The organism is Paraburkholderia sp. A1RI-2L, from assembly GCF_048957375.1.
Lineage (GTDB): Bacteria > Pseudomonadota > Gammaproteobacteria > Burkholderiales > Burkholderiaceae > Paraburkholderia.
Genome location: NZ_JARBTA010000001.1, coordinates 804,635 through 825,706 on the forward strand (window position 1 = coordinate 804,635; position 21,072 = coordinate 825,706).

At 67.8% G+C, this 21,072-nt stretch carries 16 protein-coding genes and 1 pseudogene; 12 read left to right on the plus strand and 5 right to left on the minus strand.

Features of this window, described 5'->3' with window-relative positions; genetic code table 11:
* Positions 1-52 precede the first annotated feature (52 nt).
* The 4 genes from PWP93_RS03845 (at position 53) to PWP93_RS03860 (ending at position 8,197) form a co-directional block, all read left to right on the plus strand.
* Positions 53-2,458 carry a cellulose biosynthesis cyclic di-GMP-binding regulatory protein BcsB gene (locus PWP93_RS03845; RefSeq protein ID WP_421043522.1) on the plus strand — a complete coding sequence of 802 codons (2,406 nt, stop codon included), beginning with the start codon at positions 53-55 and terminating at the stop codon, positions 2,456-2,458.
* 2 nt (positions 2,459-2,460) lie between these two features.
* Positions 2,461-4,659, plus strand: coding sequence for a glycosyl transferase family protein (locus PWP93_RS03850; protein WP_421043523.1), 2,199 nt, complete (start codon positions 2,461-2,463; stop codon positions 4,657-4,659).
* Positions 4,656-7,241, plus strand: a complete 2,586-nt coding sequence (locus PWP93_RS03855; protein ID WP_421043524.1) for an NfrA family protein — start codon at positions 4,656-4,658, stop codon at positions 7,239-7,241. Before PWP93_RS03850 ends, PWP93_RS03855 begins: the two co-directional genes overlap by 4 nt.
* Positions 7,242-7,303: 62 nt before the next feature.
* The gene (locus tag PWP93_RS03860) at positions 7,304-8,197 is read left to right on the plus strand and encodes a hypothetical protein (protein WP_421043525.1); all 894 of its coding nucleotides are present in this window, start codon (positions 7,304-7,306) and stop codon (positions 8,195-8,197) included.
* 27 nt (positions 8,198-8,224) lie between these two features.
* Here PWP93_RS03860 and PWP93_RS03865 read toward each other — a convergent pair whose 3' ends face one another.
* Complete coding sequence (locus PWP93_RS03865; protein ID WP_421043526.1) at positions 8,225-8,842, minus strand: LysE/ArgO family amino acid transporter; 618 nt, start codon at positions 8,840-8,842, stop codon at positions 8,225-8,227.
* Between the two features lie 157 nt (positions 8,843-8,999).
* Here PWP93_RS03865 and PWP93_RS03870 point away from each other — a divergent pair, with 157 nt between their 5' ends.
* Together PWP93_RS03870 and PWP93_RS03875 are read left to right on the plus strand one after the other, a co-directional pair.
* A complete protein-coding gene (locus PWP93_RS03870; RefSeq protein ID WP_421043527.1) occupies positions 9,000-9,908 on the plus strand; it encodes a LysR family transcriptional regulator ArgP in 909 nt (302 codons plus the stop codon).
* 757 nt (positions 9,909-10,665) lie between these two features.
* A complete protein-coding gene (locus tag PWP93_RS03875; protein WP_413188530.1) occupies positions 10,666-11,139 on the plus strand; it encodes a DUF3331 domain-containing protein in 474 nt (157 codons plus the stop codon).
* A gap of 298 nt (positions 11,140-11,437) precedes the next feature.
* On the opposite strand, the gene PWP93_RS03880 is transcribed toward PWP93_RS03875, so the two are convergent.
* Together PWP93_RS03880 and PWP93_RS03885 are read right to left on the minus strand one after the other, a co-directional pair.
* Entirely contained in the window at positions 11,438-12,715 is a 1,278-nt protein-coding gene (locus PWP93_RS03880; RefSeq protein ID WP_421043528.1) for an MFS transporter, read from the minus strand.
* A pseudogene (locus PWP93_RS03885) lies at positions 12,712-13,691 on the minus strand (PRC-barrel domain containing protein). Before PWP93_RS03885 ends, PWP93_RS03880 begins: the two are co-directional and overlap by 4 nt.
* Positions 13,692-14,178: 487 nt before the next feature.
* Here PWP93_RS03885 and PWP93_RS03890 point away from each other — a divergent pair.
* Positions 14,179-15,588, plus strand: a complete 1,410-nt coding sequence (locus PWP93_RS03890) for an NCS2 family permease (RefSeq protein ID WP_421043529.1) — start codon at positions 14,179-14,181, stop codon at positions 15,586-15,588.
* Between the two features lie 175 nt (positions 15,589-15,763).
* Here the strand turns inward: PWP93_RS03890 and PWP93_RS03895 are convergent, their stop codons facing one another.
* Positions 15,764-16,177 carry a hypothetical protein gene (locus tag PWP93_RS03895; protein WP_421043530.1) on the minus strand — a complete coding sequence of 138 codons (414 nt, stop codon included), beginning with the start codon at positions 16,175-16,177 and terminating at the stop codon, positions 15,764-15,766.
* A 135-nt stretch (positions 16,178-16,312) separates the two neighbouring features.
* Here PWP93_RS03895 and PWP93_RS03900 point away from each other — a divergent pair, with 135 nt between their 5' ends.
* Together PWP93_RS03900 and PWP93_RS03905 are read left to right on the plus strand one after the other, a co-directional pair.
* Positions 16,313-16,798 (plus strand): ArsR/SmtB family transcription factor, encoded by a 486-nt coding sequence (locus PWP93_RS03900; protein ID WP_421043531.1) that lies wholly within the window; start codon positions 16,313-16,315, stop codon positions 16,796-16,798.
* A complete protein-coding gene (locus PWP93_RS03905) occupies positions 16,744-17,136 on the plus strand; it encodes an SRPBCC family protein (protein WP_421045001.1) in 393 nt (130 codons plus the stop codon). Before PWP93_RS03900 ends, PWP93_RS03905 begins: the two co-directional genes overlap by 55 nt.
* Positions 17,137-17,248: 112 nt before the next feature.
* Here the strand turns inward: PWP93_RS03905 and PWP93_RS03910 are convergent, their stop codons facing one another.
* A complete protein-coding gene (locus PWP93_RS03910; RefSeq protein ID WP_028221745.1) occupies positions 17,249-17,431 on the minus strand; it encodes a hypothetical protein in 183 nt (60 codons plus the stop codon).
* Between the two features lie 170 nt (positions 17,432-17,601).
* On the opposite strand from PWP93_RS03910, the gene PWP93_RS03915 reads away from it, so the two are divergent.
* The 3 genes from PWP93_RS03915 (at position 17,602) to hutC (ending at position 20,996) form a co-directional block, all read left to right on the plus strand.
* Positions 17,602-18,537, plus strand: coding sequence for a LysR substrate-binding domain-containing protein (locus tag PWP93_RS03915; RefSeq protein WP_421043532.1), 936 nt, complete (start codon positions 17,602-17,604; stop codon positions 18,535-18,537).
* A 133-nt stretch (positions 18,538-18,670) separates the two neighbouring features.
* A complete protein-coding gene (gene hutH / locus PWP93_RS03920) occupies positions 18,671-20,209 on the plus strand; it encodes a histidine ammonia-lyase (RefSeq protein ID WP_421045002.1) in 1,539 nt (512 codons plus the stop codon).
* 91 nt (positions 20,210-20,300) lie between these two features.
* A complete protein-coding gene (gene hutC, locus PWP93_RS03925; RefSeq protein ID WP_421024264.1) occupies positions 20,301-20,996 on the plus strand; it encodes a histidine utilization repressor in 696 nt (231 codons plus the stop codon).
* The last annotated feature ends 76 nt before the right edge of the window (positions 20,997-21,072 follow it).

Below are 21,072 nucleotides of genomic sequence, written 5' to 3' on the forward strand. Positions count from 1 at the left end.
GCGGGGCGGCCGCGCACAAATAACAAGTAACAAGTACGAACAAGGGCATGACGTGAAATCGAATTCGACCTTGCATCGGAGTCCAGGTGCGGCCGATCCCGCGGGCGTGACGGGCACGCGCCGCCCGCGCGGCAAGCGCATTGCAATGGCGGTTTATGCGCTGTATGCGGCGTCCGCTGCAATGAGCGCGCTGAGCTCCCACGCTCACGCCGCGCCCGCGGACCTCGCCGGCGCGTTCGCGCAGCTCGGCGCGGGGCGTGTGGAGTCGCGCACCGTGTCGCTCGCCGATCTCGGCATGCGCGAGCCGGTTGTGCTGCGCGCGCCCGACGCCGTGCAGGAGCTCTATCTGCCGGTGCCGGCCGACTTGCCTATCCAGAATGCGGCGCTGCAACTCGACGCGAACTATATGCGCGGCAATGGCGGGCGCACGACCTTCCTGCTCTCGCTCGACGGCACGCCCGTGCAGTCGCGCAATCTGACCGAGTCGCAAGGCGACGGGTCGGTCAGCCTCGGCGTGGATGGTGCGCCGCGCCCCTCGGGCTTCGTGCGCGTGGGGCTGCACTGGTCTTCCGTGCTCAGCGACGCGTATTGCACGGACCAGACCGCGATCGCGAATCTCTGGCGCGTCGCGCCAACGACGCGCTTGAGCTACCAGTTCGACGCCGCGTCGATTCACGACGTGCGCACGGCATGGAGCGCGCTGCCGTCCAAACCCGTGGTCTTGGTGAGCGGCGCAAAACTCGATGCCGCGGCCTACGACGTCGCGTGGCGGCTCGAAGCGCTGCTCATGCGCGGCGGCGCGAGCCCGGTCACGCAGATCATGCCCGCCGTGGGCGACACCGTGCAACTGGGCAGCGTGCAGATGAACGCGGCATTGCAGGCCGTGCCGGCGTTCGCGGCGCTCGCCTCGGGCGGCGACCACAAGATCGCGAACCCCGCCGAGCTCGGCGCGCTCATCGCGCTCGCGCCCGAGGGTGCCTTCGCGCCGAACGTCGTGATCGACGACGCCGCGCTGCGCGCGCATATCGGCGAGGCGCTCGATGCGTTGCGCGCGCAGGTGCAGAGCGTGTCGCCGGAGGCTGCGCAGGCGTTCGACGCATGGCGCAAGCGCGCGGGCGGGCCGTTGCTCGCGGCGTCGTCCGATCCGCTCGTCAAGGGCGAAGTCGCCCTCGCGCATCCGGGCGGCTTGCCGACGGTCGTGGTTGGCGACGACCTCGGCGTGAGCGCGCTTTCGCGCGTGTGGAGCGACGTTGGGGCATCGAACCGTCTGGTGGTGCACGAACTAGCCGCCGCGCCGAACCGCAGCGCGGGCGGCAGCACCGACCAGCTTGCGCTGTCGCTCGTGGGCGGTACGCCGCGCACCTTGAATGTGCTGACGAGCGCCGTCTGGGAAGCGAATTTCGATCTCGCGGCAGTGTCGGGCAACGGCGAGATTCCGCGCCGCGTGGAGCTCGATGTCGCGGCGGCGCCGGCGGCCGAGCGCAGCGGCGAGACCGTATCGGTGTTCTTCAATGGCGTGCTGATCGGCGCGAAGCTGCTTGACACCGACGGCCGCCAGCAACGCGTGAGCGCCGATATTCCGGCCTACGCGCTGGGCACCACCAATGCGCTGCGCGTGCAGTTCCAGCGCCCGCCCCAGGGCGAATGCCGCCCGCGCGAGCAGGGCTATCCCGTGGCGGTGCTGCCGGGCAGCCATCTGGTGCTCGGCCACGGGCCCGTTGCCGAGAACTTCACGGGCATGATCGTGCGCTTCTCGCAGCAGGCCACCGTGCTCGTGCCGCAGTCCTATCTCGCCGATCCGGTGGCGAGCCTGCCGCGCGTCGCGCGTCTGGCCAACGCCACGGGCGTCTCGCCCACGCGCGCGACGCTGCAAGCCGTGCCCGACGGCCAGGCCGCGCAGCCGGCGGGCCCGTTCCTCGCCGCCGATGTCACGCTCGACAAGCAGGACGGCCACGCGAGCTTCGATAACGGCCGTGTGGCGCTCAAGGGGCGCGGAGGCGCGACGCTGATGGACGTGTCGGGGCTCGCGAGGCTCGGCGTGATCGAGGTGGTGCGCTCGGGCAGCACGCCGGGCGTGCTCTATCGCAGCGTGGGTGCGCCGCCCGAGCTGCCCGCGAGCCTCCAGTACCTGCAGGGCGACGTCGCGATCGTCGCAGGCTCGGGCGTGCTCAAGCAGTTCGACACCCAGTACGCAGGCGGCGTGCCGCCTCTCGACGACCAGCGCGCGTGGCTCACGCGCCACTGGGCCGGCTGGGGCGTGCCCTCGATTTCGATCGCGGTGCTGCTCGTATTGATTTTTGGCGCGGGCTACGCGCGCAGCCGGGCGCGGGCGCGTTCCGCTGCGGCTGCCGCGGCGGCGAAGGCCGAGGTCAAGGCGAAGGAGAGCGAAAGCGCAGGCCAGGACCGCAGCGGCAACAGCTCCGGCGACTCCGGCAACTCCGATAACAAGCAGGGCTGAGCGTGAGCTGGAACACGATCGACTGGTGGCTGAACTATCTGGCGGGCCGCTACTACCAGGGCATGGAGTATCTGGCGGCGGCCGTGGCGGTGATCATCCTGCTTTCGAGCATCGACGATCTGTTCATCGACGCGTGGTACTGGGTGCGCCGCATCTTCCGCCACTTCACCGTCGAGCGCCGCCATCAGCCGCTGCGCGCCGAGCAGCTCTACGAGCGCGAGCAGCAGTGGCTCGCCATCATGGTGCCGGCCTGGCGCGAGGAGGACGTGATCGCGGCAATGGTCGAGAACGCGGTGAAGGTGCTCGACTACCGCAACTATGTGATCTTCGCCGGCACCTACCAGAACGACGCGGCGACCATCGCCGAAGTCGAGCGCATGCGGCGGCGCTACAAGCAGTTGCACCGCGTGGAGGTGCCGCACGACGGCCCCACCTGCAAGGCCGACTGCCTGAACTGGATCGTGCAGGCGATCTTTCGCAAGGAAGAAGAAGCCGGCATCGAGTTCGCGGGCGTGATCCTGCACGACAGCGAGGACGTGCTGCATCCGCTGGAGCTGCGCTTCTTCAACTACCTGCTGCCGCGCAAGGACATGATCCAGTTGCCGGTCGCGTCGCTCGAGCGCGAATGGTACGAGCTCGTGGCGGGCACCTATATGGACGAGTTCGCGGAGTGGCACGCGAAGGACCTCGTGGTACGCGAGAGCCTCGCGGGCTCGGTGCCTTCTGCGGGTGTCGGCACCTGCTTTTCGCGGCGCGCGCTCGTGGGGCTCGCGAAGCAAACGCAGAACCAGCCTTTCAACACCGAGACGCTCACCGAAGACTACGACGTGGGCGAGCGCCTCGGCCGCATGGGCATGAATTCGATCTTCGCGCGTTTTCCGGTGCAGTTCGCCACGCGCCGCAAGACATGGTTCGGCCTCGGACCGATGCGCGAATTCACGCTCACCATGCCGCTATGCGTGCGTGAGTACTTTCCCGATACGTTTCGGACCGCTTATCGTCAGCGCGCGCGCTGGACGCTCGGCATCGGCTTGCAGGGCTGGGAGCAGGTGGGCTGGGTGGGCTCGCTCGCCAACCGCTATCTGCTCGCGCGCGACCGCAAGGGCACGGTCACGGCGTTCGTGGGCATCCTCGCTTACGCGCTGCTGATCCAGTTCCTGCTCTTCACCTACGCGGACCTGCTCGGGGTGCGCCCGGATCTGGTCGCCTCGCCGTTCTCCAGTTCGCCCTGGTTCACCGCGCTCTTGTGGGCCAACGGCATCGCCTTGATCCTGCGCACGGGGCAGCGCGTGTACTTCGTTTCGCGGCTCTATGGCTGGGAGCACGGGCTGCTCTCGATACCGCGCATGGTGATCGGCAACTTCGTGAACTTCATGGCGGTTTCGCGCGCGTGGAAGATGTACCTCGGCTATCTCATCACCGGCAAGCGGCTCGTGTGGGACAAGACGATGCACGATTTCCCGTCGTCCGATGGCTTCAAGGACCGGCGTCAGCGCCTTGGGGAGCTGCTGGTTTCATGGCACGCGATCGCGCCCGAGCAACTGGAAAAGGCGCTCGCGGCGGGGCAGGCGCAGGAGACGCCGCTGGGCCGCGTGCTGATGGCGCATGGCTGGCTCGACGAAGAGACGCTGGCCGAGGCGATCGCATTCCAGTCCGATTTGCAGCGCGCGCCGCTGGACGCCGCGCGGCTCGCGCGCCACGCGCAGGATCTGCCGCTCGAACTCGTGGTGCGCTACCGCGTGTTGCCGCAAGGCGACGATGGCGCGGGGCACGCGCTCGTGCTGTGTGCGAGCCCGCTCGGCGAAGAGGCGCTGGCGGCGTTGCAGGCGCACTCCGCGTTGCCGATCGTGCAGCGCATTGCGCGCGAAAGCGAGATCGTCGAGGGCATGCGTTTGCTGCGCGGCGTGCCGGCACACGGTGACACGCAGCGCGACGGTCAGCGTGAAGCGCAACAAGACATGCCGGACCCGCAAGCGGGCGGGCGGCGCATGCTGCCCGTGCCGCTGCTCGGCGATCTGCTCATCGAGCAGGGCGCGGTGAAGCGGGCGGCGTTCGAAGCGGCGCTGCAGCGCTATCGTCCCGCCGATCATGGGCGCATCGGCGATTATATGGTCCAGCAGGGCGTCATCACGCCGCAGGCGCTGGCAGCGGCGATTGCCGAGCAGGCGCGCAGGCGCGCAACAGTGGCGTCGGCATCATGAAGAAGAAGCGGAATCTGGAGCGATTGGCGATGCGGGAGCGTTGCACGGCATGGGCCGGGGCGGCATCGATGGCGGCTGCTCGCGTGAGCCTGGCGGGCTTCGTGAGCGTTGCGAGCGCCGGGAGTCTGGTGGGCGGGGCGCCCGCATGGGGCGAAACCGCGCCTTCGGCAAGCGTGCCGCTGCCGCTTGCGGGCGCGGCGTACCGGGTTGCGCAGCAGGGCTACGACGCCTACGCGAAGCACGATTATGCGGCGGCGCAGCGCTATGCCCGCGAGGCGATACGCCAGCGGCCCGACGTGGCGTCGCTGCATCTGCTGCTCGCGAATGCCGAGGCGGCGCAGGGCAATTGGCGCGGCGCGAGCAGCACGCTCGCGGATGCGATCGCGCAACTCGGGCCGGATGCGTCGCTGGTCGCGCGCAAGCGCCAGATCGATACGCAGGTGGCGGCGCTTGCCCCGGCGCAAGGTGCGCAAGCGCGTTCGCGGGGGGCACGCGCGGCGGCCACGCCGCCCGGCACGGGCTCGCCCGACAATCTCACGGGCAGCGCGTGGGAGCTCGCCGGCGATGCCTACCGCGCGTACGCCGCGAAAGACTACGAACGTGCGCTGCGCGAAGCCAACGAGGCCATCGCGCTGCGGCCCGACGTGCTGCGCCTGTGGCTGCTCGCGATCGATTCGGCCACGGCGGCGGGGCACGATGCGGCCGCGTTGCAGCTTGCTGAGGATGCGCAACGGCGCTTCGGCGACAATGCCCAACTGCGCTCGCGCCGCCTGCAAGCGGGGGCGCGACTCGCGCCGAGCGAAGCGGCGGCGGCCCAGACGGCGCAGCAGGGCGGCGACCTGTCCGCAGCGGCAGCGCACGTGCGTGCCGCGATCGCCTATGCGCCGGACAGCATCGGCTACCGTTTGCAACTGTTCGATGTGCTCGCCGCGCAACGCGACATGGCCGGGCTCGACGCGGCCGCGAGCGATGCGTTGGCCGCCGGGGTCAAACCGGCGCTGATGCTTTACGTGGTGCGCGGCTATGCGCGCGCCGCGCAGGGGCAGAGCGCGCAGGCCGACGACGATTTCACACAGGCGCTGCGCATCGCCGATGCGTCGCCGCGCGATCGCCGCGTGGCGCGCGTGATCGTCGCCGATGTCTGGACCGCCGAGGGACAGCCGCAGCGTGCGCTCGATCTGCTCGCGCCGCTCGAGCCGGCTGGCGACGACACCGATGCGCTGATCACCGCGCGCCGTTACGCAGCGCGCACGGCGCTCGCGCAGACGCAAAAACCGGCGCAACCTCAGGAGGGCGAACGCGTGGCGACAGCGGCGCGCCCGGTGTTCGACTGCACCGTCGACGCGAGCGGCACGGCCTGCGATGTCTATGCCGCCGATCCGGGCTTCGCCGCGCACCGCGCCTATATTGTCGCGGCGCAGCGCGGCGACAAAGCCGCTGCGGTCCGCTACGCGCGCGCGGCGGTGGCGGCGGCGCCCAACGATCCCGAGCATCGCATCGAGCTGGTCGATGCGCTGGTGGCGGCCGGCGACACGGACGGCGCGACGCGCGAGGCGCGCGCGGCGCTCGACGCGGGGCTGCTCGACGGCATGCCGCCGCTTGCGGCGGCTTATATCGCGCAGCGCGCGGGCGCGGACCGGCGTGCCTATGAATATTTCGCCCACGCCGACGAGGCGCACGCGTTGCCGCCGCAGGCCGCGGGCGATGTAGGCTACAGCGCGTACCGCGCGCATTTCGACGAGGCGGCTGTCCGCTATTTCGAACGCGCAATCGACTACGGCGTTTCGCCGCCCGACGGCGTCGCGCCCGCCACGCTGCCGCAGTTGCAGGACTTGCGCAACGCGCACGCGGACGTCACACGCGACTGGGGCTTCTTCACCTCGCTGAACTATCGCGGCGCGGGACTGCAGCCGGGCGTGACAACCGGATCGGTGCCCGGCGCGGACGACTGGCAGACCGGCATCGAAGGCTATTGGCGTCCGTTCGGCTCGCTCGGCGATCGCAACTTCGAGGTCTACGCGCGGGCCTATCAGGACTTCGGCGCGAAGGGCGCTGCGCCCAGCGGCATCTCGACGACGATCGGCGCGGTGGGCGCGCGCGCGAAGCCGTTCGAATCGATCGACGCCATCATCGCGTTCGAGCGCCTCATTCCCATCGGCTCGCATGCGCCTTCCGACTGGCTCCTGCGTCTGGCTTATTCCGGCGGCTTCGGCACCGAGCGCCGTCTCGACGTGCCCTCGTGGTGGACCTTGCAGGGCTACGGCGAGGTCGGCCATTACGTGAGCAACGGCTGGAACTACGGCACCGGCTATCTCGAGCTGGGGCGCACGTGGCGGCTCGACAGCATCAGCCCGAAGCTCACCGTGTTTCCTTATGGCGTGATCGGCATGGACTACGACTCGAGCATCAATCACAGCGTGCCGCTCGGCATGGGCGTGGGCTTTTCGACGCGCTACTGGTTCCGCGACAGCTTCTACAACGCGCCGCGCTCGTATGTGGATGTGTCGGTGCAATACCGCTGGCGCTTGAGCGGCGACGATCGCGCGGGCGGCGTGTTCTTCGGCACTGTGCTGTCGTGGTGAGGAGGGAGGCGACCATGCCGATTCGCTGCTTCTTTTCGCGCCGTTTTCGCGCTCGTTTTCAAGTGCGGGTTCAAGTCCGCTTTGTGCGCGCGGTGGCCGCATCGCTTTGCGCTTTCGCGGCGGCCGGCTGCACGCTGCAAGTGCCGGCCCACGCCGACTCGCTTGCTCAAGGCGTGGTCTGGCAACTGAGCAACGACCAGCTGGATCCGCACGGCAACTGGGACAAGCTAGGCATCAACGAATTGCTCGTGCAATGGATCGCCGTCGACGACGTCGCTTACATGGCTGGCGCGGGGCTGCCCGCGCCGCGCGTGCCGGACTGGGTGCGCATCGCCAACGAGCCGTGGGCGCGCGGCGTGATCGTGGGTCTCGCGGGCTACGCCGATGAGAAGAAGGCGCGCGCGAACGTCGAAGAACTCGTCGAACGCTCGCTCAAGCTCGCGGCCGTGCGCCCGCCCGTGCATATCACCGGCTGGTACTTTCCGGTCGAAGTCGATCCGACCTGGACCGATGCGAAGCGTCTCGCCCCCTTGCTGGAACGCTTGCCGCATCCACTGTGGATCAGCGTCTACGACAACAGCAATATCGGCGGCGAAGCGCTGGCGAAGTGGCTCGACGACTGGCTGCCGCACGATGTGGGCGTGATGCTGCAAGACGGCTGCGGGGTGTATGCGCGCGGCCCGGCGGCGGCGCGCGAGTACGCGGATGCGCTCGTGGCGCGTTTGGGCAAGGACCGCGTGCGCATCATCGCGGAGGCGTTCAGGCCGAAGCAGGGCGGCGGCTTCCGCGCGGCCACGGCGGCGGAACTGGCGCCGCAACTGCAGAGGTATCACGGCTATCGCGTCTATATCTTCGACGGCCCGCATTATCTGTCGAACGAACTCGTCGATGGGCTGCTCGCCATTCAGCACCCCGCGCGCAGCGGCGCGCCCAAGGGTGCGGGCGCGGCGCCCTGAACGCTGCGCCCAGGCGCAGCGGCGCAGTCAGCGCAACTGCGCGAACGCGATGAAGAGCACCATCGCGCCGATCGTGCCGTCGAGCACGCGCCACGCGCCGGCGCGCCGGAACAGCGGCGCCAGCACGCGCGCACCGTAACCGAGGCCGATGAACCACGCCGCGCTCACGCACATTGCGCCGATCGCGAACGCGAGACGGCTGCCTTGCGGCTCGCGCGCGCCGGCCGTGCCGATCAGCAAGAACGTGTCGAGATAGACGTGCGGGTTGAGCCAGGTGAACGCGAGCGTCATCAGGATGATCGGCCACGCGCGCTGCGCGGGCGCTTCCTGCGCGCCGGCTGCCTCCAGCACGGCATGGGTGGGCTTCATCGCGCGCCGCAGCGCGCCGATGCCGAACCATACGAGCCATGCGAGCCCCACATAAAGCACGAGATGCACGAAGGTGGGATAGCGCTCGACCAGCGCGGAAGCGCCGCCCACGCCCGCGCCGATCAGGATGAAATCGGACAGCGTGCACAGCAGCACGATCTTGCCGACGTGCGAGCGCAGGATGCCCTGACGCAGCACGAAGGCATTCTGCGCGCCGATGGTGACGATGAGCGAGGCGCACAGCGCCGCGCCGTGCGAAAAAGCGAGCCAGTTCATGATGGTTGCGCGGCCGGTGGCCGAAATGGGGCGCAAGGCGCAAGGTGACGAAGCACGTTGCGGCAGGCGCATGGACAGAGGAAGCATTCGGCGTTAGTCTGCCGCCGTGGCTTGCCTAAGCAAAGCTCAATTTCTTAAACTGGATTAAGGAACGCTAATGCTCGACTATGCGTTGCTCGACGCGCTCGCGGCCGTGATCAGGCACGGCTCGTTCGATCGCGCGGCCGGCGCGCTCAACGTCACGCCTTCGGCGGTCTCGCAGCGCGTGAAGCTGCTGGAGGAGCGCGTGGGTACCGTGCTCGTGAAGCGCGGCCAGCCCTGCGTGGCCACGGCAGCGGGCGCGCTGCTGTGCCGTCACACCGAGCGCGTGCAACTGCTCGAGGCGGAACTGGGCGGCGGCATGCCCACGGTGGCCGGAGCGCTCGACGCATCGCGCCCCACCTTGCGCGTCGCGGTCAATGACGACAGCGTCGGCACCTGGTTCATCGACGCCGTGGCGGGCTTTTGTGTCGAGCGCGGCATCCTGCTCGATCTCGTGATCGACGACCAGGACCATACCGCGCAGCGCATGCGCGACGGCAGCGTGCAGGGCGCCGTGACGACCCAGGCCGAGCCCGTGCAGGGCTGCCGCTCGACGCGGCTTGGGCGCATGCGTTACCTCGCGGTCTGCTCGCCGGCGTTTTTTGAGCGCTATTTTTCCGCCGGCGTGGGACGCGAGGCGCTGCGCCGCGCGCCATGCGTGGAGTTCAATCCAAAGGATCAGCTGCAAAAGCGTTTCGTGCGGCGCATCACGCGTGCGCAGGTGGACGCGCCGCTGCACTGGATTCCGCACGTGGCGGGTTTTCTGCGCTGCTGCGTGAGCGGACTAGGGTGGGGCATGTGCCCGGAACGCATGATCGCGCCGTATCTCGCGCGCGGCGAACTCGTCGAGCTTACGCCGGGACGCACGCTCGACGTCGAGCTCTACTGGCAAAGCTGGCGTTTGTCGATCGGCTGGCTCGACGATTTCGGGGCCATGCTCAGGCACCGCGCGGCCGAGTTCCTCGATCAGGGGCGTGGGGCCTGATCCGTCAGTGAGCGCGGGCCGATTCGTTGTGCGCCCAACCATCGGCCCGGAATTGACGCTCAAATGCCGCGCTCATTGGATGGAATTTGAATTGCCGAATTCGACCGGAATCGCGGTTGCCGCTGTTGCTATTACCCGTGCCTTTGCGATTCGCCGCATAAGGACATGACTAAATCGCTAAAGCACAATTCATTTTCGATTAATGCATCATGAAATAGAGGTGAGTCTCGAATTTCCGTTCTCCGGGGATCCGCATGCTGTGTGCGACAATTCTCCGCGCAGCGCGGTTGTCCTGCATGATGCGAAACCTCAATATGCCCCTGTCATGAAATGGACATGCGTTTCATTGATCGCGCTGCAACGAATGGCGTGTCGGGACGCCACGCGCCGCCGCGCGGTAATAGATGGGAAGCCTGTTGAGGCCGATCCAGCACAGGAACGCTGCATGCGCCCGCAATAGTCTTGTCAATGCTTCGTCGATCCATGCCACCGACACGTATCGGTTATTTTTTCCTGACGCAAATGTTAAAGATCAACAAATCGGCAAAAAAGTTGCGGAAGTAAATGTAAAGAAACGAGTATTGCTGTCTTACAATTACCGCTGAATGCCGATGGCTGCATTTGCCTGTGCCGGGATTAATGTGTGAATATTCAGTTTTTTCTGTGGCTTGCGAGAATCGCACGCTATAATCCGGACGTGGCAGAGTGCTTATTCGACCGGCATATTTGAATCGTTTCCACGTGCACGAGGTGCATTATGACGAAATTAGATACCGGCAGCGCATGGCAACAAACCATTGATCTTCTGTCCGCCGCCTCGGAGCCTTTGGGCCCGGACGGCGAGCCTGAATGCGTCAGGAGTTGCAAACCGGTACCCATCACGCGCAGCGCATCGGAAGCGGCCAATCGGCGCCGCGCGACCGTGCGTTCGTGGGATGCACAAGGCATTACCTTGATCCGGCGTCATGATCCGGAAAGCATCACCGTCTGCTGGAGCGACGCCACGTATGGGCGTTACTCCGACCAGTTGTGGCGGGTTTGCACCGCGCGTCGCAGCGCGGTGTGCGCGTTGACCGGCGAGAAAATCCGTCGCGGCGACGCCGTGTTCCGCCCCAGCCCCAACCGCCGCCATCGCCCGGCCAATGCCGACGCCATGATTCTTGCCAGCAAGCTGGACGCCTTTCCCAGCGGTGTCGTGGCTGCGCGTCTCGACGAGGCGCTCGCGGCGTAAGCGCTGCGTGGCGCGCGCCTGACCGCCGCATTGCGGTTACATAGCGGTCACATAGCGGTTGCATCGTAGTCGCGTCTCAGTCGGCCCGGCCGCGCCCAGGTTGCAGCGGCAAATCCGCCGCTTAGGTCTACTTGGGTCTGCTTGGGTCTGCTTACGACAGCCCGCATCGAACGTTCGATGCGGGCTGCGGGCGTCTAATCGCCTTCTCCGGCAGCGCCCAGCTTTCCCCCAGCCGATGTCTCCTGTTCCGCTGGCCCGTTCGCGGCACGGGCCAGCAGGCTGGGTCTTCACCACACCGTCATGCGGTCTTGTCGCCGACGGTTTCCTCCTCTGACGCGTCGCGCGTCTCCGGCATCACGAACCACACCATCAGTACCGCTGCCGCGCCCGCCGAGGCGAGGCCGAGAAAGCTCACGGTATTGCCCAGATGGTCGGCGACGAACCCCGCGAGCGCGGTGGAGAGCGTGGCGCCAATGCCCGCCGATAACCCGAAGAGCCCGATGCACAAGTTGTAGCGCCCCTTGTCGCCGGCCACGTCGGCGGCGATGAGCGGCAGCATCACGCCGAACACGGCGGCCGAGATGCCGTCGAGCATCTGCACCGGCACGAGGAAGTACGGGTTGCCGACCGCGGCGAACAGCAGCGCGCGCAGCGGCAGGGCGCTGAAGCCGAGAATCAGCACCGGGCGGCGGCCCCAGTGCTGCGCGGTACGGCCCACCCACGGCGACATCAGCGCGACGATCGCTTGCGGCACGATGATGCACGCCGCAATCACGAGCTGCACGTTGTCGCCCATTCCGGCCGTCACTTCGCCCGCCGCAAGGTTCAGCATCGCGGCGTTCGAGAGGTGGAACAGCACCACGCAGGCCGCGAAGGTCAGCATGCGCTTGTCACGCAGCAGATCGAGGATGGTTTCGCGCGGCTCGTCCGGGAGTGCTGCGGTCGCGGCTTTCGCGGGTTTGTCGTCAGGGCGGCTTTTCAGCGGCTTGGGCGCGTGGGCGTGCTTGTCGTACTCGATCATGGCGAGCGCGACGAGCGCGGGCAGCGCGAGCGCCGCCGTGAGCCAGAACACCGCGCGTGGCGAGATGTATTCGCCGCACAGCCCCATCAGGCCCGCCGCGACCGCGCTGCCGATCGAGGCCCAGCGCGCGTTGCGCCCGAGCCGGTCGCCCAGGTTCTGCCGGCCCACCAGCGCGAGCGCGAGCGCCGCCATGGCAGGCACCAGCATGCAGCTCGCAAAGCCGTGGAACACCTCGGCGGCCATCACGGGCACGACGGTCGGGCTCAACGCGAGCAGCACCGCCGAGAGAATGATGGCGATGATCGCCCAGGCGGCGGCGGCTTTCTTGTTGCGCAGGGCGTCCACGGCCGCGCCGCCCGGCACCTGGCTCACCATGGCGCTGATCGTGCCCACCGAGAGCGCCAGGCCGATTTCGCCCTGGGTCCATTTGTGCGAGGCGAGGTAAGAGGCGATGAACGGGCCGAACCCGGTCTGCACGTTCGCGACGAAAAAGTTGAGCCAGTCGAGCGCGCGCACGCTTCGCAGACTGGGGGTGGGATGCGTCGTGCCGGTCATTGGGCACCGCGCGCGGGAGCTGCGGGGGCGGCCGGCGCCGCTGCGGGACTGACGGCGCGAACCGGCAGATCGCTCGCATAGGCGGGCGAAGCGTCGATCTGCTGGTCGCTCATCTCGAGCAGGGCTTCGAGTGCGTTGTTCTTCGTGACGAAACGCAGGGCCGACCAGTCGGCGGCGATCGTGCGGCGCTTCTCCAGCGTGCCGCTCACGTCGAGCACGACAGCGAGCGGGTCGGCGCTGCCGCCGATCAGCACGTCCACCACGCGTCCCACCTTGGCGCCGTTGGCGCGCTCGACGTTGGCGTCGAGCATTGGCAGGCGCGTCGGGCTCGCCTCCGAGGTGCCGGGCTGCGGCGCACCCGACTTGGGCCGGTCCGGCACCTGCAGCTGGGCGGGCGTGAGCGCGAGCGTGATGGCCGGCGTCTTCGCCGGCGTGTTGATGCGCACGGCGCTCCACGGGAAGTTGGCCTTGCGGTCGCCCACGCCCATGAAGCCTTGCAGGTTCACGACCAGTTCCTGCGGCTTGCCGCCGGGGCCGGCGACCATGTCCACGGCGCGGCCGACGACCTTGCCGTCGGGCTTGCGCACTTCGCTGTCGAGCAGCGTGCGGAAGGTGCCGCGCTCGAGGGTGCGGCTCTGCACGAGCGGGGCGGGCGGCGGGGCGGGGGCGCGCTCGCGGGCGCGGGCGGCGGCGGCGTGGGCTTGGGCCGCCGCACGGGCGGGATGTGCGGTTTTCTGGGCGCGGGCTTTGCCTCGGCCGGCTGCGGAGCGCTTGCCGCTTCGGGCGCGGAGGCGGCTTCGGGTTCGCTCGTGAGCCCCTCCGGCGCGCTCACGCCAATGGGCGCCTCGACGATGGGCGCGGGCGTCTGGTATGGGCTGAACAGGGTGCAGCCCGACAGTGCGGCTAAAGCAAACAGCGCAAGCAGGGCGAGGGCGTGCCGGGGGGACAGTACGGGACGTGCGAAACCGCCTCTCATCAACAGAAACTCCAGGAGCGGCCGGCGCGTGGCGCGCGGCGAGGGGAAAACCGGGTCGGGTGCGTGAGAGTTTAACCCGCATGGGGTCTCATTCCGGCCGAAACTGCCGCTAATCTGCTGACAAAACCCACGTCGCAGGGCCGTTCGGGCGCGTTCCAGGCGGGCGCGCGAGCGCATCGGAGTGCGGACGGGGCCCCTGGCAGCCCCGGGGTAAACACGAGGCCCGGCGGGGCTTCGCGCCCTGTGTACGGCGATATAAGCGTCACGGCATGTCGTCAATGTGATTCGCGCGATGGGAGCATGGGACGGGTTCGCCTAATCTTCGAGCCTGTAAAAAGATGTCAAATAAATGAATGGGTATAGCGCGCTGCGAGGCGCGCCTGGCTGGCGTCGACACCACTAGTCAATCCAGACGAGACGAACCTGATGACGGATCCGCACCACATAACGCGGACCGTTTCAGCATGCTGATAAAGGAGGCCTCACCATGATGGAACCCCAGGCACAGCAGGTGGCCGAAGTGGCTACCGCTGCGATCCGCAAGGGCGATACCGCCGACGCCGTTGGCTCGACCGGTTTCCTCGACCGTTACTTCGATATTTCCACGCGCGGCAGCTCGGTGCGCCAGGAAAGCGTCGCCGGCATCACCACGTTCCTTGCGATGGTGTATTCCGTGTTCGTCGTGCCGGGCATGCTCGGCAAGGCGGGCTTCGACACCAGCGCGGTGTTTGTCGCCGTATGTCTCACCACGGCGTTCGGCTCGCTGCTGATGGGCTTGTGGGCGCGTCTGCCGATCGCCATCGGCTGCGCGATCTCGCTCACCGCATTCACCGCGTTCGGCCTCGTGCTCGGCAAGGGCCTGAAGCCCGAAGTCGCGCTCGGCGCCGTGTTCCTGATGGGCCTCGTGTTCACCAGCATCTCGGTCACCGGCGTGCGCTCGTGGATCCTGCGCAACCTGCCGCACGGTATCGCGCACGGCACGGGCATCGGCATCGGCCTGTTCCTGCTGCTGATCGCCGCCAACGACGTGGGCCTCGTGATCAAGAACCCGGGCGCCGGCCTGCCGGTTTCGCTCGGTCCGGTCACCTCGCTGCCCGTGATCCTCTCGGTGGTCGGTCTCGCCGCGATCTTCGGCCTCGTGCGCCGCCGCGTGCCGGGCTCGATCCTGATCGTGATCGTCGCGATCTCTGCGCTCGGTCTTGCCATCGACCCGGCCGTGACGTTCCACGGCGTGTTCGCGTGGCCGTCGCTCTCGGCGCCGGGCCATGCCTCGCTGATCGGTGCCATGGACATCAAGGGCGCGCTCTCGCTCGCCGTGCTGCCGAGCGTGCTCGCACTCGTGATGACCGCCGTGTTCGACGCGACCGGCACGATCCGCGCCGTGGCGGGCCAGGCTGGCCAGCTCGACGCCAGCGGCCGCATCATCAACGGCGGCCGCGCACTCACGGCCGACTCGGTCAGCTCGATCTTCTCGGGCTTCTTCGGCGGCGCGCCGGCAGCGGCTTACATCGAATCGACGGTGGGCGTGGCAGCAGGCGCCAAGACCGGCATGGCCGCAGCCGTGGTGGGCGTGCTGTTCCTCGCGGTGATGTTCTTCGCGCCGCTCGCGGGCCTCGTGCCTTCCTACGCCACGGCGCCGGCGCTCATGTATGTGGGCCTGATGATGCTCTCGAGCGTCTCGCGCCTCGACATGGACGACATGGTGGATGCGATGTCGGGCCTCGTGTGCGCCGTGTTCATCGTGCTCACCGCCAACATCGTCACGGGCATCATGCTGGGCTTCGCGACGCTCGTGATCGGTCGCGTGGTGAGCGGCGAGTTCAAGAAGCTCAACGTCGGCACGGTGATCATCGCTGCTGTGCTCGTGGCGTTCTACCTGGGCGGCTGGGCTATCTGATGCGCGGCTAGCGCCCACATAGCCCGGTCTTCGGCAAGACGGACCCGAGGCGGCCCGTCCTGCCGGCTTCACGGCCCGCGTTCGCTTTGTGGCGGCGCGGGCCGTGCGGCATTCGGCGCGCGCAATTGTGCGCTCCCGGCGCGCCTTGGCTGCGTTCGCAAGCGCGGGCGCCTCCTCACTTCGGCAGCGCGCTGTTGCCGCGTCGCTTGCCCGATTTGCCGGTTGATTTGCGCGCCGATTTGCGTGGCTTGGGCTCCACGCCCACGCGCGGGTCGCGCGCCAGCACGAGTTCGGTCAGGCGCTGCGCGGCGGTTTCGAATTCCGCATCGTCCTGCGTGACGTACAGCCACTTGCCCAGCACCGGATGCGGCTGCAACGAAGGTATTTCGTCGATGAGCGCGGCGTGCCGATCGTGCGACGTGCAGACCAGCAGGCCGTTAAAGGGCTTTTCGCGGTCGGCGGCGATGAGGCAGAGCAGGCCGTCCAAATAGGCGGCGTCGGCGCCGAACATCTGCTTGTGCAGATAGCCGGGGTCACGCTCGAAGGCATCGAAGATCCAGAGCAGGGAATTGCGGATTTTGGACGGCATGGCGCAAAGGTCTCCGGATGGCTTGAGAAGGCGTGCCGGTGTAAAGATATCGAGGCACGACACCGCGAAAACGCATTTTAAGGGCTGCGCGAATGCTGCCTTGACATCGGCGGCGCCCCTCCTATGCTTAACCGTATGGTTAAGCATGAAGACGACGCGTTGAACCGCATCTTCGCGGCACTGGCGGACCCCACGCGGCGCGCGCTGCTGGCGCGGCTCGCCCAGCAGGACGCGCTCTCGGTGAGCGCGCTCGCGCAGCCGTTCGCGATGTCGCTGCCCGCGGTGATGAAGCATCTGGATGTGCTCGCCGATGCGGGGCTCGTCCTGCGTGCGAAGACCGGGCGCACGGTGGCGTGCCGGCTCGCGGCGGGGCCGATGGAGGACGCGATGCAGTGGCTCGCGCACTACGAACGCTTCTGGAGCAGCGCACTCGATCGTCTCGCCGCTTTTGTGGAGGAGGAGGCATGTCCACCCAGCCCAGCCGTCCGGAGCACCGCGCGGAGCACGGCGCGGGAACAGCCGGCGCCGCCGCCCACGCCCACCCCAGCCTCATTGTCAGGCGCCGCATCGACTCGAGCGTCGCGAAGGTCTACGCGGCATGGACGCAAGCCGCGCAACTGATGCGCTGGATGCATCCGCTCGACACGATCTGCCTGCATGCCGAGGCCGATGTGCGCGTGGGCGGACGTTTTCGCGTGATCATGCGCTCGCCCGGCGGCGAAGAATACGACGCGAGCGGCACGTATCTGGACGTCGTGCCCGAGGCGAAGCTCGTATTCACATGGGCATGGCGCAGCGAACCCGAGCGCGAATCGCGCGTGACGGTCGTGCTGCGCGCCGATGGCCCGACGACGGAGGTCATGCTGCGCCACGAACGCTTCCTCGACGAAGCCACGCGCGATGCGCATCGCGAAGGATGGTCGAGCGCGCTCGATCGTCTGGTGGAGCTGTTCGAATGACGGTATTCGGTTGAGCCGGTCACGGTCGGATCGACGTGAAGGCGCCCGTCAGGATGACGCGGCGCGCAACTGTTTCGGAGGACGAATAGACGGGATGGGGGGCGCTAAAACGCTAGAGTGACATCTCGAAAGCGGGGCGCAGCAATACCTCGATGGCCATCACGATGAGGCCCATCGCGGCGGCCGCGAGGGTCAGCGTGCCATATTCGTCGTAGCGCGAGTCGTACAGACACGCAACCACGAAGAGGATGGCGAGCAGATTGGTCAGCCAGTAGAAGTTCAGCGCGAGAGGCATTGGGTTGCCGGAGTAAAAGACGCGACGGCGGATAGTGCGATTCGGGGCGATTCTATCGAACCGACCTTACGGATACGCAACAGCATGGTGGTCCTGGACACGCATTCAGGCGGCTTTTTAGGCCCACTCAGCCGTGTTAGTCTCGGATCAATCTTGACAGCGGATCAATAATGAAAACATCGACCGACGAATTGCTCGTATTCGTCACGGTGATCGATGCGGGGTCGATCACCGCCGCCGCCGAAAAACTCGAGCAGACCGTCTCCGGCGTGAGCCGGGCGCTCACGCGGCTCGAAAAGCAGCTGGGCGTGGCGCTGCTCGTGCGCACCACGCGCCGCCTGCAATTGACCGAGGAGGGCGAGCTGTTTCTCGAACGCGCGCGCGCCATTCTCACGGCGATGGAGGACGCAGAAGAGGCCGTCTCGCGCCATCGCGAGCAGCCCTCGGGACGCTTGCGTGTGGATGCGGGCGCGCCTTTCATGCTCCATTGCATCGCGCCGCACATGGCCGCGTTTGCCCAACGCTATCCGCTGATCGAGCTCGAACTGACGAGCCATGAGCGCATCGCCGATCTGCACGAGCAGCGTGTCGATATTGCCATTCGCGTTGGCGCTTTCGCGGATGCCGCGCTGCACGCGCGCACGCTGGGCGCGAGCCGGCGTCATGTGGTGGCGAGCCCGGCCTATCTCGCGGCGCGCGGCACGCCGCGCACGCTCGCGCAATTGCGCGAGCACCGGCTGATCGGCTTCACGGCGCCCACGCAGGCGAACTGCTGGCCGCTTGGCGGGGCGTCGTCCGCGGCGCAGGCATCGCTGCTCGACGACATGCCAGCCACGCCCGGGGGCTTCGTGGCCCATCCGGCGCTCGCGGCGTCGAGCGGCGAGACGATACGCCAGCTCGCGCTCGCTGGCGCGGGCGTCGCCTGCCTGTCCGATTTCATGACCGCCGGGGATCGCGCGGCCGGCCGCCTCGTGACCCTGCTCGACGACGTGCTCGTCGCCGAGCAACAGCCGATCCACGCTGTCTATGACCGCAGTGCGACGCTTGCCCCGCGCGTGCAGGGCTTCCTCGCATTTATCGGCGGCAGGCTGGAGGCGCTGGCCTGACGGGCACGCCTGCATCGCCGTGGCGATGCAGGCGCGAACTCATGGATTGTCCCAGGCCGGCGGGGGCTCGCGGAGGTTGTCTATACAGGCTCGCCAGGCTAGACTCCACGTTGACTTGTATAGACAGGATTCGATCATGCTTCTTACGCCCGGCCATCTGACCCTCCCGCAACTGCGCCAGATCGCGCGCGCAGCGAACAGCAGTAGCGTCCAGCTCCAGCTCGACCCCGCAAGCTTCGCGGCGATCGACGCGAGCGCGCGCACCGTTGCCGAGATCACGGCCAAGGGTGAACCCGCCTACGGCATCAACACGGGCTTCGGCCGCCTCGCCAGCACGCATATTCCGACCGATCAGCTCGAACTGCTGCAGCGCAATCTGGTGCTCTCGCACGCGGTGGGCGTGGGCGAGCCGATGTCGCTGCCGGTCGTGCGCCTCATGATTGCGCTGAAACTGTCGAGCCTGGGGCGCGGTCACTCGGGCATCCGCCGCGAAGTGATGGAAATGCTCATCACGCTGTTCAACGCCGACGTGCTGCCGCTCATTCCGGTGAAGGGCTCGGTGGGCGCGTCGGGCGACCTCGCGCCGCTCTCGCATATGTCGGCGGTGCTGCTGGGCGTGGGCGAAGTGTTCATCCGCGGCAAGCGCGCCAGCGCCGAAGCGGGTCTGGCCGCCGCCGGCCTCAAGCCGATCGCGCTGCAAGCGAAGGAAGGCCTCGCGCTGCTGAACGGCACGCAAGCCTCCACGGCGCTGGCGATCTACAACCTGTTCGCCATCGAAGACCTGTACCGCACCGCGCTGGTCTCGGGCGCGCTGTGCGTGGACGCGGCCGCCGGCTCGGTCAAGCCGTTCGACGCGCGCATTCACGAACTGCGTGGCCATCGCGGCCAGATCGAAGCGGCCTCGGCCTATCGCACGCTGCTCGACGGCTCGGCGATCAATCTTTCGCACCGCGATTGCAGCAAGGTCCAGGACCCGTACTCGCTGCGCTGCCAGCCGCAAGTCATGGGCGCGTGCCTCGACCAGATGCGCCACGCCGCGCAAGTGCTGCTGATCGAAGCCAATGCGGTCTCGGACAACCCGCTGATCTTCCCGGACACCAAGGAAGTCATCTCGGGCGGCAACTTCCACGCGGAGCCGGTGGCGTTCGCAGCCGACAATCTCGCGCTGGCCGCCGCCGAAATCGGCGCGCTCGCCGAGCGCCGCATCGCGCTGCTGATCGACGCGACGCTCTCGGGCCTGCCGCCGTTCCTCGTGAAGGACGGCGGCGTGAACTCGGGGTTCATGATCGCGCACGTGACGGCGGCGGCATTGGCTTCGGAGAACAAGACGCTCGCGCATCCGGCCTCGGTGGATTCGCTGCCGACTTCGGCGAACCAGGAGGACCACGTGTCGATGGCGACCTTCGCCGCGCGCAAGCTCGCCGACATCGCCGGCAACACGGCCAACATTCTCGCGATCGAGCTGCTGGCCGCGGCCCAGGGCGTGGACCTGCGCGCGCCGCACGCGACCAGCCCGGCGCTGCAGAAGGTGATGGCTGCGGTGCGCAAGGAAGTGCCGCATTACGACCTGGACCGCTACTTCGCACCCGATATCGCGGCCATGGCGGAACTCGTGCAGAACGGCGCCATCGCCGCGCACAGCCCGTTCGCGTTCGAGTCCGAAGCGCACTGAGCGTCGTATTGAAGGTAACGGCGAAGATGCGGCCGGTGGCGCGAAGCGCGCATGACGCGCCGTCGAATCCATCGGCCCCTTCGACCAGGCAATGAACGCACCCGCATACCAGGGCATCAAGGACTTCATTCTTGCGCGCATCCACGCGGGCGAGTGGAGCGAGGGCGACCAGGTGCCCTCGGAGAACGAGCTCGCGCGCGAGTTCAAGGTCGCGCGCATGACGGTGAATCGCGCGCTGCGCGAGCTGACCGCAGAGCAGGTGCTCACGCGCGTGCAGGGTGCGGGCACCTTCGTCGCGCGTCCCAAGTACGAGTCCACGCTGGTGGCGATCCGCAGCATCTCCGACGAAATCCTCGCGCGCGGCCATGGCTATCGCGCCGAGGTGCTGGAGATCGGTGTGCTGCCCGCCGACGAGGCGCTCGCGATAGAGATGGGGCTGCGCACGAACGACCGGGTGTTCTACTCGCGCATGCTGCACTTCGAGAACGACGAGCCCGTGCAACTGGAGGAGCGCTGGGTCAATCCCGATGTCGCGCCCGATTACGTGGAGCAGGACTTCACGGCCACCACGCCTAACCACTACCTCATGCGCGTCGCGCCGCTCCAGGGCGTGGAGTACCGCATCGAGGCGCTTGCCCCGCAGGGCGACACGCGCGCGCGGCTCAAGATGAACGAGGTCGAGCCGTGTCTCGTCCTGCACCGGCGCACCCGCTCGAGCGGGCGCGTGGCTTCGGTGGCGAACCTGTGGCATCCGGGCAGCCGGTATCGCTTCACCGGACACTTCTAGACGGTGCCTCGGCGGCGTGCTTCCCGCCGTCCTCCCCCTTTTTTATTCGCGTGCGTTGATGCCGCTTGCGGGTTGC

Bases quoted from the DNA above. Each gene is read 5' to 3' on its own strand.
- hutC (WP_421024264.1), top strand. From the start codon at position 20,301: ATGAACGCACCCGCATACCAGGGCATCAAGGACTTCATTCTTGCGCGC.
- PWP93_RS03855 (WP_421043524.1), top strand. From the start codon at position 4,656: ATGAAGAAGAAGCGGAATCTGGAGCGATTGGCGATGCGGGAGCGTTGC.
- PWP93_RS03890 (WP_421043529.1), top strand. From the start codon at position 14,179: ATGATGGAACCCCAGGCACAGCAGGTGGCCGAAGTGGCTACCGCTGCG.
- PWP93_RS03875 (WP_413188530.1), top strand. From the start codon at position 10,666: ATGACGAAATTAGATACCGGCAGCGCATGGCAACAAACCATTGATCTT.
- PWP93_RS03870 (WP_421043527.1), top strand. From the start codon at position 9,000: ATGCTCGACTATGCGTTGCTCGACGCGCTCGCGGCCGTGATCAGGCAC.
- PWP93_RS03910 (WP_028221745.1), bottom strand. From the start codon at position 17,431: ATGCCTCTCGCGCTGAACTTCTACTGGCTGACCAATCTGCTCGCCATC.
- PWP93_RS03895 (WP_421043530.1), bottom strand. From the start codon at position 16,177: ATGCCGTCCAAAATCCGCAATTCCCTGCTCTGGATCTTCGATGCCTTC.
- PWP93_RS03915 (WP_421043532.1), top strand. From the start codon at position 17,602: ATGAAAACATCGACCGACGAATTGCTCGTATTCGTCACGGTGATCGAT.
- PWP93_RS03865 (WP_421043526.1), bottom strand. From the start codon at position 8,842: ATGAACTGGCTCGCTTTTTCGCACGGCGCGGCGCTGTGCGCCTCGCTC.
- PWP93_RS03900 (WP_421043531.1), top strand. From the start codon at position 16,313: ATGGTTAAGCATGAAGACGACGCGTTGAACCGCATCTTCGCGGCACTG.
- PWP93_RS03880 (WP_421043528.1), bottom strand. From the start codon at position 12,715: ATGACCGGCACGACGCATCCCACCCCCAGTCTGCGAAGCGTGCGCGCG.